Here is a 16,090-nt window from a genome sequence, read left to right as displayed (position 1 = left end):
CTCCGTGGCAGGGCACCCGCCCGCGAGCGTCGACCCGGCGAGATTCTGGGCCGGCCGGCGGGTCATGGTCACTGGTGGCTGCGGTTTCGGCGGTGGTCATCTGGTGCTCCGGCTGGTCGCGCTCGGCGCCGAGGTGGGCGTCTTCGACCGGCAACCGGAGCAGCCCGGCGTACTTTGCGGGGATCCGGCGCGAGCCGAGGTCGACGTGATGCGTGGAGACGTCCGCGACCAGGCGGCGGTGGTCGCGGCACTGCGTCGGTGGCGTCCCGAGACGGTCTTCCACCTGGCCGCCCAGCCCCTGGTGCCGGAGAGCATCCGCACGCCGGCCGACACCCTCGCGGTGAACGCCGGCGGCACATACACGCTGCTGGAGGCGGTCCGCCGGATCGACCAAGGAACCGCCTTCGTCCTCGCCTCCACCGGCGGCTACTACGGCGAGAACCACGACGATCGGCCGTTGCACGAGGAGGACCCGGCCCGCGCGGCGGCGAATCTCTACGGCGCCTCGAAAATTGCTGCCGACGTGGCCGTACAGGCGTACGCCCGCACCTTCGGCCTAGCCGCCTCGGTGTGCCGGTTCATGAACACCTACGGGCCGGGCGATCGACAGACCTCCCGCCTGGTGCCACACGCACTCCGGCGGCTGCGCGAGGGTGGTCCGTACGACTTCGGCGACCGCGATGACGGCACGACGCGGTTGGACTTCCTGTTCGTCGGTGACATGGTCGAGGGCTACCTGCGGGTGGCCGAGCGTCTCGCCGGGAGTCCCGGGAGCTGCTACAACTTCGGCTCCGGCCGTCCCACTGCCATACGGGCCGTCGCCCGGATGGTGAGCGAGGCGTACGACGGTGTGGCGCGGGAGCCGCTGTTCCGGGGCCCGCGCCGGGACCGGCCGATTGTCAAGAGCCTGGACGTCACCCGGGCACGGACCGAATTGGGGTGGGTGCCCACCGTCTCGCTCGCCGACGGGCTGGCCCGCACCGTGCGGTACGCGACGGCGGGACCAGCGGGATGAGTGGCCCGCTGGAGCGGATCCTGCGGGACGCGCACTTCCGAATGGATCTGTTCCCGGTGAGCCGGGATCGAACCTTCCTCGCCCATGCCGCAGTCGCTCCGCTGCCCAGGCCCGTGGTGGAGGCGGTCACCGCCTACCTGGAGCGGGCCGGCCGAGAAGGACAGTTCGACCTGCTCTGCCCGGGCCTGGCAGAAGACGTGCGGTGTCTCGCAGCCGAACTGCTGGGGGTCGACACCGAGGAGATCGCTCTGAGCCCGTCCACCTCGGCCTCGCTGGGCACGGTGGCCGGGGCTCTGCGCTGGCAAGCCGGCGACCGGATCCTGGTGGCCGCCGACGACTTCCCCAGCCTGCTACTTCCCTGGACCAGTCTCCGGGAGCAAGGCGTCGAGGTGGCCACGCTGCCGTACCGGGACACGCCCGTCGGCACCGATGAGGTGCTCGACGCCGTCGACCACCGGACCCGGTTGGTGGTCGTCTCCACCGCCCACTTCGTCACCGGTCGGCCCGTGGCAGACCTGCCCGGCCTGGGCCGCGCCCTGCGCAGACGGTCGGTGCTGCTGGCGGTGGACGCGATCCAGACCCTGGGGGCCGTCCCGGTGGACGCTCGTGACGTCGACTTCCTCGCCGCCGACGGGCACAAGTGGCTGCTGGCCCCGGCCGGAATGGGCGTGCTCTACGTCCGCCGGGCACTGCTCGAGCAACTCCGGGTCCCGGTCGTCGGCTGGCACAGCATGGACGACCCGAAGCGGTACACCGCCGACGGCGTGCTCGCCGCCGGCGCACGGCGGTTCGAGCCCGGTTCGCTCAACGTGCTCGGGCTGCTCGGTTTGCGGGCCGCGCTGCGCCTGCTGCACGAAGTAGGGGTTCCGGCCGTCGCCGACCGGCTCGGGTCGCTGCGCCGGACGCTTGTCGCCGGCCTCACCGGGCGTGGCTACCAGGTGCCCGGAGCCACCGAGGAGCGCTGGAGCGGCATCACGGCGTTCCGCCGGGACGGCGTCGACGCCGAGGACCTGGCCCGGCGGCTGCTGGCCGGCCGGGTCGTCACCTCGGTGCGTCGGATGCCGGGTCCGGGAACCGCCCACATCCGGCTGGCCCCGCACTACTACACCACCGACGAGGATTTGGAGCGGCTGTGGACGAGGCTGTGAAGCCGGGAGCGCCGTACGCTTTCGACGGGCTCGCCGCGCAGTACACGACGCTGGTGGAGACATCGTGGCAACGACTGCGGCACCGGCTGATCGTCGCCAATCTCCGGCGACACCTGACCGACGGGCCACGCCGGTGGCTCGACGCGGGCGCAGGGGACGGTCTGCTCGCCGTGGACCTCGCCGGGGACGGCCATGGGGTCACCCTGGTCGAGCCGGCCGCCGACCTGCGGGACGCGGCCGGTCGCCGACTGTCCCGGGCGGGACTGCTCGCACGGTGCGACATCGTCCCCGGCACCCTCGACGACGTGCCCGCATTGATCGGGCGGTCCGGACCGCGAGGACTGAGCCTGCACAACGTGCTGGAGTACGTACCCGATTGGGGTGCGGCCCTGGACGGCTGCCTGCGTGCGGTGCCCGTCGGTTGCCTGGTCTCCGTGGTGGTGAGTAATCCGTACGGCCAGTTGCTGGCCGCCGCCGCGCGGGGCGCGGACCCCGGTGATCTGCTCGACCGGCTGCGCTCCGGCACTCTCACCGTGGGCCTCGACGGGCACCGGTTCAGCCGAGCGGCGCTACCGGTCGGGCAGGTCGCGGAGCGGATGGAGGCGGCCGGACTGCGCCTGGTGGGCCGGTACGGCGTCCGGGTCTTCCACGACGTCCTGGCCGCCGGACACGGCGACCGGATTCTTGACCCGGAGACGGTGTTCGCGTTGGACGACGCCGCCGGCCGGAACCCGGAGCTGGCCATGCTGGGTCGACACGCGCACCTGGTGGGAGAGAAGGCGTGAACAGCTCCCCGGTGGCCGAGGTGCCGGCCTTCCACACCCTCTGGACCGCGCCGAGCCGAGCCCGAGGTGTGGCGTACGAGTTCACGCCGTGGGAAGTCGTCACCGCCGTCCTGTCGGTTCGTTCGTGGCAACGATTCCACGGACCGGTCCGCCTTTACACCGACGACGCAGGCGCCCACCAGCTGGACCGACTGGGACTGCTCGACCTCTATGCCGACGTGTCCACCGACCTCGACGACGTCACCCCGTACGACGTCGACCCGGTGGTCTACTACACCGGCGGGAAGCTGGTGGCGCTGGCCGCCGAGCGCGCCCCGGTGGCCATGCTCGACCTCGACCTGTTTCTGCTCTCCTCCGTCGACACCACCTGCGCCGACTTCGTCTTCGCGCACGTCGAGCGTGCCACCGGCGACATCTACCCGCCGCTGGAGCGACTCCCCGGCACCGACCGGGTCGCCGGCACCCCGCCGGACCTGGCAGCGAACACCGCGTTGGCGGTGTTCAACAACGAACGGCACCGGGCCGCCTTCACGACCGCTGCCCGCACGTTCATGCGGGGCAACGCCGATCCGGCCGGCTGCGCCCCGGTCGCCCTGCCGGCCTTCTGCGAACAACGACTGGTGCTGTGCGAGGCGGAGCGGCTCGGACTGAGCTACGCGCCGGTGACGCCGGCGGTCTGGGATCCCCGGGAGCGAGCCTGGTCGGGCGACACGAGGAGGGCTCCGTTCCACCACACCTGGATCCGCAAGCGTCTGCTCGCCCGCGACCCGTTGCGGCAGGCCCGCTACGTCCGCCGACTGGTCACCGAGGTCGCCCGCAACTGGCCGGCGGACCTGGACCGGCTCACCGCGCTCGCTTCTCTCGCCCCGGCGGTCGCCGAGGTGCGGAGCCGGGGACCGGTGTCGGGGCCATGACCCTGCGGTTCACTGTGCTCGGTCCGGTCGGCGTCACCGTGGGAGCGCGCCCGGCCGAGATCCATCGGCCCCGCCGGCTGGGAATCCTGGCATATCTCCTGCTCCACGCGAACCAGGTGGTCACGGTGGATCGGTTGATCGCCGCGACCTGGGGCGACGCGCCACCGACGACCGCCCGCGCACAGGTCCAGTCGGACATCCACGGGTTGCGGCGGGCCATCCGCGCGGCCGGTTCGTCCGACAATCCGATCTCCACCCAACCCGGCGGGTATCGGCTCGAACTGCGCCCGGAGCAGCTGGACCTGGCCCTCTTCACCGACCAGGCCGCCCTGGCCCGCGCCGAAGCGGCCCGGGGCGAGGCGGAAACCGCAGCCGGCCTGATGCGGTCCGCCCTGTCACTGTGGCGGGGCCCGGCCCTCTCCGGGGCCAGCGGCGACTTCCTTGAACCGGCACAGGCCCGCCTGGAGGAGGCCCGCCTGGATCAGTACGAGTGGCTGGTCGACCTGGAACTGGCGCTCGGCCGGCACCACCGGCTGGTCACCGAGCTGACCGAGTACCTCACCGAGCATCCGCTCCGGGAGCGGCTGCGCATCCAGCTCATGCTCGCGCTGTACCGCAGCGGACGGCAGCCGGACGCGCTGCGGGTCGGGCGGCGGGGCCGGGAGATCCTGGTCGACGAGTACGGTCTCGATCCCGGTCCGGCGCTGACCGAACTGGAGACGGCGATCCTGCGTCAGGATCCCGCGCTGAAAGCCCCGGGAGGATCACCGGCCGAGCCCGCCGCCACCACGGTCGGCGACCGTCCGGCCGTCTCGACGTCCTGCCGCCCGGCGCAGTTGCCGCCGTTTCCGGTGCCGTTCGCCGGGCGGGCCGACGACGTCGTCCACCTCGGCGCCCACCTGCACGCGGAGGAAGGCCCCGAGAGCCGGCCGGCCCCACCGGTGCTGCTGCTGCACGGGATGGCCGGTGTCGGGAAGACCGCCCTGGCGGTCCGGATCGCGCACACCGTCCGGGCCGACTACCCGGACGGTCACCTGTACCTCGACCTGCGCAGTGGCGGATCCGAGGCGCGGGCGCCCCGGCACGTCGTCGCCGAGGCGCTACGGGGCCTCGGGGTGGACCACCGGGAGCTTCCCTACTCGCTTGACGAACGCGCCGCCCTCTACCGCAGCCGGCTGGCCGACCGGCGGCTGCTGGTCGTGGTGGACGACGCCGGCTCGGTCGACCAGGTCCAGCCGCTCGTTCCGGCCGCCCCGGGCTGCGCGGTGCTGGTGACCAGCCGATTCCTGCTGGACCTCCCCAGTGCGCGGCGGCACCGGGTGGACCCGCTGCCCGAGTGCGCCGGGCTGGACGTGCTGACGGCGCACCTCGACGACCGGCGGAGTGAGGTGGCGCCGGCCGCCGCGCGGGCGGTGGTCCGGGCCTGCGGCGGGCAGCCGCTCGCGCTAAGGATCGCGGCGGCCCGGGTCCGATCCGGAACGCGGCTGACCGATCTGGCGGAACTGCTCGCCGATCCACGGCACCTGCTCGACGAACTCGCAGTCGACGGGCTCTCGGTGCGGGAGGGCCTGGCCGCCGTTCACCGGTCGCTCAGCCCATCGGCGACCCGGGTGCTGGCGGCGGCGGCCCAGCTGCCGACTCCGTCCGTGCCGGACTGGGTACCGGTCGCCTGCGCCGGTCTCGGTGCCCGCGAGGCGGTTCGCGTCCTGGACGAACTGGTCCGCTGTCACCTACTGACCCTCGCCCCGGGTTCGGCCCCGGGGCCGAACCGGTACCTGGTCCATCGACTGGTCGCCGCGTTCGTGGCCGCCGGGGAGGGCGGCGACCCGCCGGGCGACGATCCGGTGGCCCGTGCCGCGCACACCTGGGGTGTGCTGGCCGGCGAGGCGGTCCGGCGGATCACGGCTTCTCCGCACCCCGCCGAACCCACGCCGCCGCCGGACGTGGACCTGCACAACCGCACCCTCGCCGATCCGGCCGGGTGGCTGCGAAAGGAGCGGGCGAACCTGATCGCGGTGCAGTCCCTCGCCCAGGACCGGGACTGGCCGGAACTGGCGGATCGCATCGCCGCCGCCCTGGCCGACCGGCACAGTCACGTACGCGCCTGCCCGCCGGTGCCGACCGCCGTCGGCCAGTCGAGAAGTTCCTGGTAGGCAGCCACCGTCGCGGCGGCGGCGCGGGCGCGTAGGCCCGGTGCCACCTGGGGGGCGTCGCCCCGTACGGCAGCGACCATTGCCTCCAACCAACGCCGGATCTCCGCAGCGCTCATCGTCACCGCGTAGTCGGCGTCACTGGCCGGCGGGTCGAGACAGACGCCACCGGCGCCGACGGCCTCGGGCAGGCCACCGACCCGGGTCGCCAGGACCGGTAGGCCGTGCAGCGTCGCCTCCCGCGCGACCATGCCGAAGCTCTCCCGCCAGAGGCTCGGCGCGAGCAGGAGATCGGTCTCGGCGTACAGCGCGCAGACGTCCTCCCGGAACGGCGTCACCTCCACGTTCGGGCAGCGGTCCGGGTCGACGCCGACCCGGCGCAGGTCAACAGCGGTCCACCGCCCCTCCACGAGCCGGAACCGGAACGGCAGCCGGCGCGCGGCAGCGACCCCCGCCAGGGTGAGCACGACGCCGAGGCCCTTGGCTGGTTCGGGGTTGACGAAGGTGACCCGGACCGGTCCGCGCCGGCCGACCGGCGGGCGCACCGCCGGGCAGGCGCAGGGGCGCGACATCGGCGCGACGACGTGTGCCCACGGGCCACCGCCGGCCGCGAGCTGCTCCCGGGCGTACGCCGACGGAACGACGACCTCGTCGGCGCGTTCGAGGGTTCCGGCGGCGGGTGGCAGGTCGGCGGCAGGGTGCTCGACGACCAGTCGGACCCCGGCGGCGACCAACCGATCGACGAGAGGCGTCTCCTCACCGTCGGCTCCCGGCCAGAGCAGGGCCGCGTCCGGCCGGTCGGCGCGGAGCAGCCGGTCCAGTTCGGCGCGGAGCGGACCGAGCTCGGTCTGCGGGTCGCTCACCGGCCGGCCCGGATGCAGTGGTCCGTCCAGCACGGTCGTCCGGTGCCCGGCGACGGTCAGTGCGCGGGTGAGCTCGCGTAGGTGAACGGCCTCACCGGAGCGGCCCTCCGCCAGGCGGTACCCGCTGAGCACCAGCAGGTGCCTCACCGAGGCGTCCACAGGCCGCCACGGCGGTACGCGGTCAGGCCGAACGCGGTTCGTATCCGTTCGAACGCGACCACGCGGCGACGCAGATCGGACCGGCTGGCCGGATCGCTCTTGCGGTAGGTGAACGGGGCCAGCCACACCAGCGCGCGGGAGTCCAGCGGGCGTAGGGTCCACGGACCGTCGGCCAACGCCGGATCGTCCTGGTTGGCCCGCCAGTACGCGACCACGAGCGCCGGGTCGAACGGCAGGCAGGCGGTGTGCCACTCCAATCCGACCGGGCGGCCGGCGACCGCCTCCGGCTGGTCCGCGCTTCCTCCGACGACGCGCAGGTCGTCAGCGTGGCCGACTGCGTCGAGAGCCACCCGCAGGCCGTGCTGCCCGGCGATCCGCCGGATCTCGGCGACGATCGTACCGAGCATGGGCCGGGAGACGGCGCCGACGGTCAGGTACAGCACCAGACCGTCATGAGCGGTGGTGACGCCCTGCATCTGCCGCCGCGCCACGGGCTGGAGCAGTGAGCCGGTGACCAGCCGATGGTGCAGCAGTTCCCGCCAGCATCGCAGCAGTGCTTCGGTCGGTTCGGGGCCTGCGAGCAGCACCAGTGGCGCGGTGTACGGCACCGCGGGCGGCAGGACGTGCGTCAACTCGACCACCACCGGACCGTGCCCTCCGGTCTGGAAGACCGTCCCGCGCGAGTGCGGACCGGGCGGGTAGGGCAGCGCGCGCCGGACCCGGTCGTCCTCGTCGCCGGTCCAGTCGAGCCGGGACAGTGTGCCCTCCCGGCTGAGCACGAGGAAGTCCCGGCAATGCTGTTCGCGTTCGCCGAGCCCGGCCAGTAGCCCTCGGTCGAGAGCGTTGCCCAGCACCGAGGTGTGCGGACCGGAGCCGGGTGGGGGCAGCCGGTACGGTGCACCGGCCTCGTCGAGCGCACGCTGCAGTTGCGCGAAGGTGACCCCGGGCTCGACGGTGGCCAGGCCCAGTTCCGGGTCGAGGTCGAGCCGGTCCAGCCGGGCGAGCCGGACGATCGCACCCGGCTCGGGCACCCGGGCGTCGTCATAGCCCCAGTTGCGGCCGAGTGCGTCGACCCGCCAACGGATCCCGGCGGCGTTGAGCACACCGACGACGGCCATCAGTCCGGCCAGCGATTCGGGCTCGACCAACCAGTCGGGTCGGTGTCCACGCGGGACGGTGGAGTCGGGGGCCGCGCGGACCACCGCACCGGCGTTCGCCAGCAGATCTGGCAGGGCTGTGGCAGTCATGCCTGCTCCAGGGCGACGCGCAGTTGCCCGGGCGCCACGCCGTAGTCACTGACGAGGATCCGGCGGATCATGGTGAACACCTCGACGATCTGTTCGGCACCGCCGCCTCGTTTCAGGTTCCACAGGTGGCCGAAGGCCGGGGGTGGGCTCAGCCAGCGCAGCGAGCGGGTGGACCAGCGGGCGGCGAAGATGCTGGTGACCGGCTGGCCGGCGCGCACCGTCAGGTCGGTGGCGAGCACCTGCTCGGCAACGGTCATGTGCAGGTGAGGGTCCCGCCCGTGAGTGGCCGGGTTGCCGTCCAGGAAGGCCAGACCGGTGGCGCTGATCCGATCCGCGAGTGCCCGGTCGGCGGCGCGGAACAGGGCGGTGTTACCGACCAGTCCGGGAGCGTCGGGCAGATCCACCCCGGCCGGGTTGCACAGGCCGCGCAGGCCGGCATAGAAATCACCGTCCCCCACCTCGAGGTGCGCGAAGTGCGATCCGGGGCCGGTGAGCCGCAGCGGCGCGAGCAGGTAGGCGTCGGTGTCGACCAGGACCGCGTCCGGGAACCGGGCCAGGGCGAGCAGCTTCGGCAGCGCGAAGCAGGCGCTCCTGTCGTACCGGTGGTCGAGCCCGGTGTCGTCGAGCGGTGTGGTCCGGTCGTAGAGGTCGAGCCAGCCCAGCCCGGCCAGCCAGTCCGTGGTCGGGGCGTCGGCGTACAACTCGACCGGGCCGGCGTGACGCCGCCAGGACAGCACGCTGAGCAGCCAGGTGGCTGCGGCCAGCTGCCGGTACGCCCGGGGCCGCCGGCCCGGCACCCGCCAGTACGCGTGCACACCGCGCAGCCCCTCAGCCATGGTCGGGCACCAGCCGGGAGATGCCGTCGGCGGACCGTTCCACCACAAGGTGCCGACTGCCGAGATGCGCCGCGACCGGCCGATGGCTGACCACCACGAGGGTCTCCACCCGCTGCTGCACCGCTCGCAGCAGTCGCAGCTCCATCGCCCGGTCCAGGGAGTTCGTGGCCTCGTCCAGGATGAGCAGGGACGGCCGGCGCAGCAACGCCCGGGCCAGCGCGAACCGCTGTACCTCCCCGGCGCTGAAGGTGGCGTTGTCGATCTGGAGGGTGGTGCGCAGCCCCAGCCGCAGCGGTCGCAGAACCTCGTCCAGCTCGAACAGGCGAAGCACCTCGTGCAGGTCCGCCTCCCCGATGTCGTCGGCACCGCTGCACAGACTGTCCCGCAGGCTGGTCCGGGCGAAGTCCGATCGGGGTGGCACGTAGCAGACCATCGGGCGGAGCCGGTCGGGGTCCCAGTCGGCGACGGGGACGCCGTACACCTCGGCGTAGCCGGACGGGACCGGATCGAGCCCGCACACGATCCGTGCCATCGTCGACTTGCCGGCACCGCTCGCCCCGCCGACGGTGACCGTCTCACCTCTCGCCACATGCAGGTCCAGCCGTAGGTCGAACCCGTCGCGCGGCCGGTGCACCCGGACGTCGCGCAGCACCACAGCGGGGGCACCCGGTACCGGCTCGGTGCGGGTGCCGGCCGGTACCACCGGCAGGTCCATCAGGGTCGCGACGTAGCGAAGCTGTCGTTCCAGTTGGGCGGCGGCCGGCAGGCTCTCCGCGACGTTGACCACGGCGAACATCACCGTGCCACCCATGGTGAGGAAGCCGAAGAGTTCTCCGGTGCTGACCGCGCCGGCGGAGACGAGCACCGAACCGACCAGCAGAATCGCGTAGAGACCGACGAACCTCAGCGCCTCGGTCGGGCCGGTGACCCAGGAAAGCCGGAAGTTCAGTGCGCGGATCGCCTCGTTGAGCTGGTCCAGGCGGCGCGCGTGGGTGTCTCGCAGGTGCCCGGTCGCACCCAGTCCCCGGAATGTGGACAGCCCGCGGGTGAGGGTGATCAGAACCTCGTGGACCTCACCCTCGAGCCGGAGCCGCTCGTCGTAGTGCCGCACGATCGGCCGCCGGGCCAGCATGGTCAGCCCGACGTGCCCGACGGCGAGCGCGGCGACCACCGCGGACAGCGGCAGCGACATCGACACCATGAAGCTCATCAGGACCAGCACCGCGCAGACGTCGGTGAACACCGCCAGGGCCAGCCCGGTGCTTCCCTCACGGACCTCGCGGACGGTGGTCACCCGGTGCAGCAGGGAACCGGACGATGTCTCGACGTTCGTGGCGGTCCGGGAGAGCCGGTCCACCAGGTGGTTGAGCAGGGCCCTGTCGAACGCCAGCCCCAGCGTGGTGAGGTGGCGGTGCCGGAACCAGAACATCGCGCTGAGCGCGAGGAAGAACAGAATCAGGCCGGCGACGAGGCCGGGAGCGCTGTCCCCGCCCTGCCCGCTCGCCCGGTTGAGGTACGGCATCAGCACCAGGTTGAGCAGCGTCAACCCGGTGTAGAGCAACAGGCTGACGGCGAGTACCGGCACGACGTGACGGAAACGGAGACCTCCTGCCCGTACCAACGGGCGCAGCCACCCGAGCCGGGCCACGCGGGGCCGGACGCTCGGTGCGGGGCTTTCCCGCGGCACCAGCACCCAGCCGGAGCAACGTTCCCGGTACCGGCGCTCGTCCAGCCACTCCGGGCCGGTGGCCGGGTCGAAGATCCTGACGCGGCGGAACCGCCGGCCGATCACTGTCACGAAGTGGTCGGCGCGCAGGTGCACCACCGCTCCGGTGGTCAGCGCGTCGAACGGGCAGTCGCGCGTACCCCGGTAGCCGACACCGCAGACCTCGGCGGCGGTGTCCCTCAACTCCCGCATCGATCGGGCGCCCCGGGCATCGAGTGTTTCCCGCAGCCGCGCCTCGGGCGGGTCGTGTCCCAGGAGCCGCAGGCTGACGACCAGGGCTTCCACGCCGCAGTCGTTGTCCTGGCGTTGCAGGGTGAAGGTCATCCCCGCGCTCCGACCACGGTCGCCGTCCCGTCACCCAGGCTCAGAACCGCGCCCCACCACGGCGGTGTCGGTTCGGTCGCCTCCACCAGCGCCAACGCGACGCCCAGCGGACCACTGAGCAGGGCGTGCGCCAGTGGCATGCCGAACACGGCGTTCAGCCCGCCGTCGTCGGTCCGGTCGAGATAGGCGACGAGCCGCGCGGTGAGCCGGACACGCAGGTCATCGGGTACGAGGCCGGCCCAGAGTGGGGCGAGCCTGGCCGCCAGGGCCACTCCGGCCAGGCCGTGACAGAGCGTCTCGTCGCTGCCGGGATCGGCGACCAGGGTGGCCAGCCGGGCAAGCGTCGGGGTGGTGACCGGCGCCTGCGTCACCGAGACGGCCAGCGCGGCGTCCACGTCGGGGCCGAGCGCGACCGCCGTCCCCGGCAGCCCTGAGCACAGGGTGACGCCATCGACACCGAGTTCCCCGGTGTCCAGCGCGGCGGGGGTCAGTCGGAGCAGGTCGCCAACAACCGTCGTGGCCGCGGCCTGCTCGTCCGCGACGTCCGCCAGCATCCGCCGGAGCAGGAGGTTGCCCGGGCGGCCGTGGTACAGGCCGTTACTACGCTGTGCGGCGATCCGCCGGGCCACGTCCGCGAGCGAGGCGGCCATGCTGCCCCGCAACTCGTCGTCGGCGACGTCCCACAGTCGCATGCCCACCCCGCCGGCCCCGTTGATCAGGTCGACGTTTCCGGCTTCCAGGTCGGACCGGTACTGGGCCCGAAGCGCGGCGACGGCGTTCCGGTGGGCAGCCGCAACCAGGCGCGGGTCATCCGGCTCGTCGCCGAGGCACTCCCGGGCCAACCGGTGGAGCAGCCAGGCGGTGCGGTCGTCGGCAGCCGGCCCGGCGCCGAGTGCGACCCGGGTCAGCCCGGCCGCGAGTGGTCGCCGGTGCAGGCGCTGTGCGAGCAGTGCGATGCCGGCCAGGGTCGCCGCAGGAGCCCCGCCGCGCTCCCGCAACTCGACGACGAGCTTGGCGAGCAGACGCCCGGCGGCCTGCGGGTCAGACATCCGCGCCGTCCCGGTCGGGTGTGCGGGTCGGGCACGCCGTCGCCGGTGTGGCGACGCGCTCCGCCGACGACCGGCCGGCCCGACCGGCATCCACGGAGCGAGCCGTACGGGCCCGTAGCAGGCGGGCGGCGGCCATCACGATCTCCGGCTCCCGGGACACCGCCTGGTTGAGCGGGAGGCCCCGGTTCACAGTCATGTGGATCAGGCTGTTGAGCGCCAGTAGGCGCGCGTCCGGCTCCAGCCCGGTCAGGTACGCGAGGGTGGGTTCGGGAACGCGGCTCTCGGTCGCGAACCGGTCTTCCAGCTGGGGCCGGGCGATGCGGTAGCTCGCCATCCACTCCCGTTGGTCACGGCTACTCGGCAGGCGAGGGTCCAGGCCGCGCAACCGGGCCAGGAAGGCCACCGCGTCGGGCCCCGCGAGTTGGTGACACCAGGTGGCGATCCGGGTCACCGCGAGGACGTACCGCGCGGTGACCTCCGGGGTTCTGGCCAGGCGGCGGATCCACCACGCCGAGTCGGCGCAGAAGTGGGCCACGGTCGCGGCGCGGGCGTCCCGGCCGCCGTACCGGTGGTCCTCAGGCACCCATGGGTGCGTCTCCACCGGGCAGGGGTGGTGCGGTGACCAGGCGGCGAGGTGGGCGCGCAGGTCGGCCAGCAGCTCCGGGGTGGCTGCCGGCAGCCGCAGCCGCAGCCGCAGGTGCGGGCGGTCGTCCCGGTAACGGATGTGGAACAGTTCACCGCGGTCCATCAGGGCGAGCACCTCTGCACGGGCCAGCCAGGTCTCCACTATCCGGTCCGGCGCGTAGACGTACCAACTGGTCCATTCGGGGTCTGCGGCCGGCGGTCGTCTGACGATCCGGGTGCTCGCCAGCCTCGCGGTAGCCGGGAGGTCGGCGCGCACCCACGGCACCCAGACGTCGTGTGCGTGGTCGCCGAGCCGTGAGGTCACCGGCGTGGCGACGGGCAGTGCCTCCTGCAGGACCAGCCGGTCGGAGCGGCGCAGCCGGCGAACCAGCCACCGACGGTGGTCGGCGTCGGTGACGTCCACCCGCAGCGTCAGGTCCGCGGAGCGTTCGGTCACCTCGACCACCGGGCCGAGCCCCACCTCGCCGAGCACCCCGGCCAGCGCGCCCGGGTCGTCGGCGAGAGCGAGCAGGTCGGCACGGTGACCGGCGTCCAGGACCACCCCGCGCCGGGCGAAGAGACAGCGGCCACCGGTGATCCGGGGCACAACCGACCCCGGGGGCAGCTGGAACGCGGGGTCGATCATCCGGCCGGTGGCGTTGCCCTCGACGGCCACCATCCCCAGCAGCCGCACCACCCACGGGTTGGTCGGCTGATCCAGGTTGAGTGGGCTGTCGAACCGCAGTTCGACCAGTCGCCCGTCCGGCCGGTGCACCAGGTGCAGGCGACCGTCGAGCACGGTCACCGCCAGGTCGGCCAGACCGATGTCGCCGGGCCGGGCCGGCAGGTTGAGGTTCAACCGGGGCAGCGGCCCGGCCGGCCGGCGGGTCAGCGGAGCACGACCGTCGACGGGCGTCCAGCCGAGCTCGACGGTCAGCCGGTCGGGGTCCACCCGCTCCGGCGGCGCCGGCAACGCCACCACGTCCGCCAGCCGCGCACCCGGACCGTGCCAGAGTCCCGACAGGGCCATCTTGAGCCACACGTCCGTCCCGGAGACCGGGTTGGCCAGCACTGCGCCGCAGACCATGCCGTTCGGCGGTTCGACGGCCGCGACCGGACCGGCCGGTCCGCCCGCCCGGGAGGTACGCCGCGGGCGCCAGCGGTCCACGTCCTGAGCGGTCCGCCACCAGTCGACCAACACGCCGTCCCGGTCCTCGGCGGGCACGAACAGCCGACGGGCCGGACCGGGCGGCGGCTCGGTCCCGACCGGCGGCGCTGGTTCCCGGCGCCAGCTACCGAGCGGATGGTCCACCGGTGCGCTCAGCAACCAGGACAGCGGCACCGCCCCACCGCTCACCATGGACTCCAGGTGGTTGCGCAGGGATGCCAGCCGGTCCCAGGGCCAGGTCATTCCGAGCAGCCGGGCCGCGCCGGCGACCAGGGCGGTGGCGGCCGTCCGGTCCACTGCGGGACGCACCGCGCTGAACGCGTCGGCGAACTGGTCTGGGCGGAACGGCCGCTCGGTGGCCATCAGAGCGCCCACCGTCACCGCATGCGGCTGCGGAATGGCCGCGGAAAGCCGCGGGCGGTCGAGACGTGGCGTGTCGACGAACGGTCCCGGCGTGTGGACCGGCAGGAGCACCTGCTGCTCGACGCACCTGTCGAACTCCTCGCGGCCTAGTTCACCGATCCAGTCGGCGGCGCCACGAGGGCCGGTTGTCCGGCGCTGCGCGATCAGACGCAGCGCGGGCGTGTCCGGGGCCGACGAGGCGGCGCCCCGGTCCGGACGCAGGTACATCCACCGGCCGGCGTCGGCGGCGAGGGTGGGGTTGGCGAACCACTCGTCGATGCGCCGGGGCACGTCAACCGGATGTACCACGACGTCGGTCTCCAGGTCGACCCGCGTGGGTCCGGGGTCGTCGACCAGGTCGGCCCGGGCGGAGAAGGCGAACAGACCGAACGGGGTGGGACGGTGCCTTGCCCGCGCCGCGTACACGGCCCGTAGGGTCCGATCGGCCCGCCATTCGCCGTCCGGCCCGGAGGACCGGCCGTACGTCGAGGCGTACCCGACCGCCAGGTCGAGCAGCCGCCCGGCCGCCTCGTGCGCGTGTACGTCGGCGGGGTCGACCCGCGGCACTGCAGGCAGCATCGGCACCCGGATCAGGCACCAGTCGCCGACGCTCAGCCGGGGCGCCGTACCGCCACTCACCCCGACCGTCCGTGCAGGTAGGAACGCATGGCACCGTGCGGGCGCATGGTCTCACCGTCCCGCCGCGCCGTGACCAGCCGGGCCCGCAACGCGGGGTCGGCGGTGTCGCAGGCGGCCGCCAGCGCCAGGACCGCGTCCAGCGCTACGTGGTACGCCCCGGACAGCAGCGCCCGGAACTCGGCGCGCAACGGCGGGGCGAACGGCTTGAGACGCCCGTTACGGGCCAGGGTGTCGAGGTCCCGCAGCATGTCGGTGACGCCGTGCCGAGCCAGGACGCACCTGCTGTAGGCATCGCTGTAGGTGGTCGCCCACGCCGAGGTGCCCGTGACGGTGGGCCCGAGCAGTGCCAGCAGACCTTCGGCCAGGCCCAGTGGCACGCCGGGCATGTTGGCCAGGAAGAGTTCCCCGTCGCCGTAGATGCCGGTGGGCCGGTCCGACGGGACGTCGGTCAGGTCGACGACGTCTGTCTCATCGACGTGGACGTCATCGGCTCGCAGTGTGTGGCTGGTGGTGGCGAGCAGGCCCGGCCCGGCCCAGGGCTCGTCGACGCGGAGCAGGTCCCGGCGCAGCAGCGCACTCCGCCGCCGGCCCTCCACCGGCACGCAGCCCATGGCGAGGTAGGTCGCCCGATCCGCGCCGGAGGCGAAACGCCACCGTCCGTCGATCCGCGCGGTCCCGTCTCCATCGGGACGGAGCACGCCCACCGGTGCGACGACGCCGAACACCTGGTTGTCCCGGGCGTACGTCCGGTCCAGCAGTTCGTCGGACGCGAAGGTCGAGAGGTAGTGCGCCGTGCCGTTCGCGATCATGCACAGCCAGCCCTCGGCGACGTCCCCGGCCGCCACGTGACGGACCAGTTCCAGCCCTTGGACGAGGCTGCGCGACTCCTCCGGGCCGCCTCGAAGCCACACCAGCGGGTACGGCGACTCCGCGCCGGCTCTCGGATCAGCGGTGTCCGGCGAGACAACCTGCTCCACGCGGCCCACGCGGCCTCCCGTGTCGGTGCAAAGGTCAGACATGGTGGATGCTTCCCGCGCCGGA

The 16,090-nt window shown here is 73.2% G+C and carries 12 protein-coding genes; 5 read left to right on the top strand and 7 right to left on the bottom strand.

The window, feature by feature from the left end; genetic code table 11:
• The first annotated feature begins 4 nt into the window (after positions 1-4).
• From AMK25_RS29985 to AMK25_RS29965, 5 genes are read left to right on the top strand one after another with little or no spacing between them, the layout of a single operon-like run.
• Positions 5-1,015 carry an NAD-dependent epimerase/dehydratase family protein gene (locus AMK25_RS29985; protein ID WP_073831720.1) on the top strand — a complete coding sequence of 337 codons (1,011 nt, stop codon included), beginning with the start codon at positions 5-7 and terminating at the stop codon, positions 1,013-1,015.
• Complete coding sequence (locus AMK25_RS29980; RefSeq protein WP_083664869.1) at positions 1,012-2,163, top strand: aminotransferase class V-fold PLP-dependent enzyme; 1,152 nt, start codon at positions 1,012-1,014, stop codon at positions 2,161-2,163. The genes AMK25_RS29985 and AMK25_RS29980 overlap by 4 nt, the downstream gene beginning before the upstream one ends.
• The gene (locus AMK25_RS29975) at positions 2,148-2,948 is read left to right on the top strand and encodes a hypothetical protein (RefSeq protein ID WP_073831719.1); all 801 of its coding nucleotides are present in this window, start codon (positions 2,148-2,150) and stop codon (positions 2,946-2,948) included. Before AMK25_RS29980 ends, AMK25_RS29975 begins: the two co-directional genes overlap by 16 nt.
• Complete coding sequence (locus AMK25_RS29970) at positions 2,945-3,862, top strand: DUF6734 family protein (RefSeq protein ID WP_073831718.1); 918 nt, start codon at positions 2,945-2,947, stop codon at positions 3,860-3,862. The genes AMK25_RS29975 and AMK25_RS29970 overlap by 4 nt, the downstream gene beginning before the upstream one ends.
• Positions 3,859-6,015 (top strand): AfsR/SARP family transcriptional regulator, encoded by a 2,157-nt coding sequence (locus AMK25_RS29965; RefSeq protein ID WP_073831717.1) that lies wholly within the window; start codon positions 3,859-3,861, stop codon positions 6,013-6,015. The genes AMK25_RS29970 and AMK25_RS29965 overlap by 4 nt, the downstream gene beginning before the upstream one ends.
• On the opposite strand, the gene AMK25_RS29960 is transcribed toward AMK25_RS29965, so the two are convergent.
• From AMK25_RS29960 to AMK25_RS29930, 7 genes are read right to left on the bottom strand one after another with little or no spacing between them, the layout of a single operon-like run.
• A complete protein-coding gene (locus tag AMK25_RS29960; protein ID WP_143194816.1) occupies positions 5,955-7,022 on the bottom strand; it encodes a glycosyltransferase in 1,068 nt (355 codons plus the stop codon). The genes AMK25_RS29965 and AMK25_RS29960 overlap by 61 nt on opposite strands.
• Positions 7,019-8,281, bottom strand: coding sequence for an FAD-binding protein (locus AMK25_RS29955; protein WP_073831715.1), 1,263 nt, complete (start codon positions 8,279-8,281; stop codon positions 7,019-7,021). Before AMK25_RS29955 ends, AMK25_RS29960 begins: the two co-directional genes overlap by 4 nt.
• Positions 8,278-9,117 carry a hypothetical protein gene (locus AMK25_RS29950; RefSeq protein WP_073831714.1) on the bottom strand — a complete coding sequence of 280 codons (840 nt, stop codon included), beginning with the start codon at positions 9,115-9,117 and terminating at the stop codon, positions 8,278-8,280. The genes AMK25_RS29955 and AMK25_RS29950 overlap by 4 nt, the downstream gene beginning before the upstream one ends.
• The gene (locus tag AMK25_RS29945; protein WP_073831713.1) at positions 9,110-11,167 is read right to left on the bottom strand and encodes an ATP-binding cassette domain-containing protein; all 2,058 of its coding nucleotides are present in this window, start codon (positions 11,165-11,167) and stop codon (positions 9,110-9,112) included. The genes AMK25_RS29950 and AMK25_RS29945 overlap by 8 nt, the downstream gene beginning before the upstream one ends.
• On the bottom strand, positions 11,164-12,216 hold the full coding sequence (locus tag AMK25_RS29940; RefSeq protein WP_073831712.1) for a hypothetical protein: 1,053 nt from the start codon (positions 12,214-12,216) through the stop codon (positions 11,164-11,166). The genes AMK25_RS29945 and AMK25_RS29940 overlap by 4 nt, the downstream gene beginning before the upstream one ends.
• Positions 12,209-15,049, bottom strand: a complete 2,841-nt coding sequence (locus AMK25_RS29935; protein WP_073831711.1) for a thiopeptide-type bacteriocin biosynthesis protein — start codon at positions 15,047-15,049, stop codon at positions 12,209-12,211. Before AMK25_RS29935 ends, AMK25_RS29940 begins: the two co-directional genes overlap by 8 nt.
• Positions 15,046-16,035, bottom strand: coding sequence for a hypothetical protein (locus AMK25_RS29930; RefSeq protein ID WP_073831710.1), 990 nt, complete (start codon positions 16,033-16,035; stop codon positions 15,046-15,048). The genes AMK25_RS29935 and AMK25_RS29930 overlap by 4 nt, the downstream gene beginning before the upstream one ends.
• Positions 16,036-16,090: the final 55 nt, after the last annotated feature.

The sequence above is a fragment of the Micromonospora sp. TSRI0369 genome, assembly GCF_001905625.1.
Classification (GTDB): Bacteria; Actinomycetota; Actinomycetes; order Mycobacteriales; family Micromonosporaceae; genus Micromonospora; species Micromonospora echinospora_A.
The sequence above is the reverse complement of the archived record's forward strand: the minus strand, read 5'-3'. Positions and strand labels throughout refer to the sequence as shown.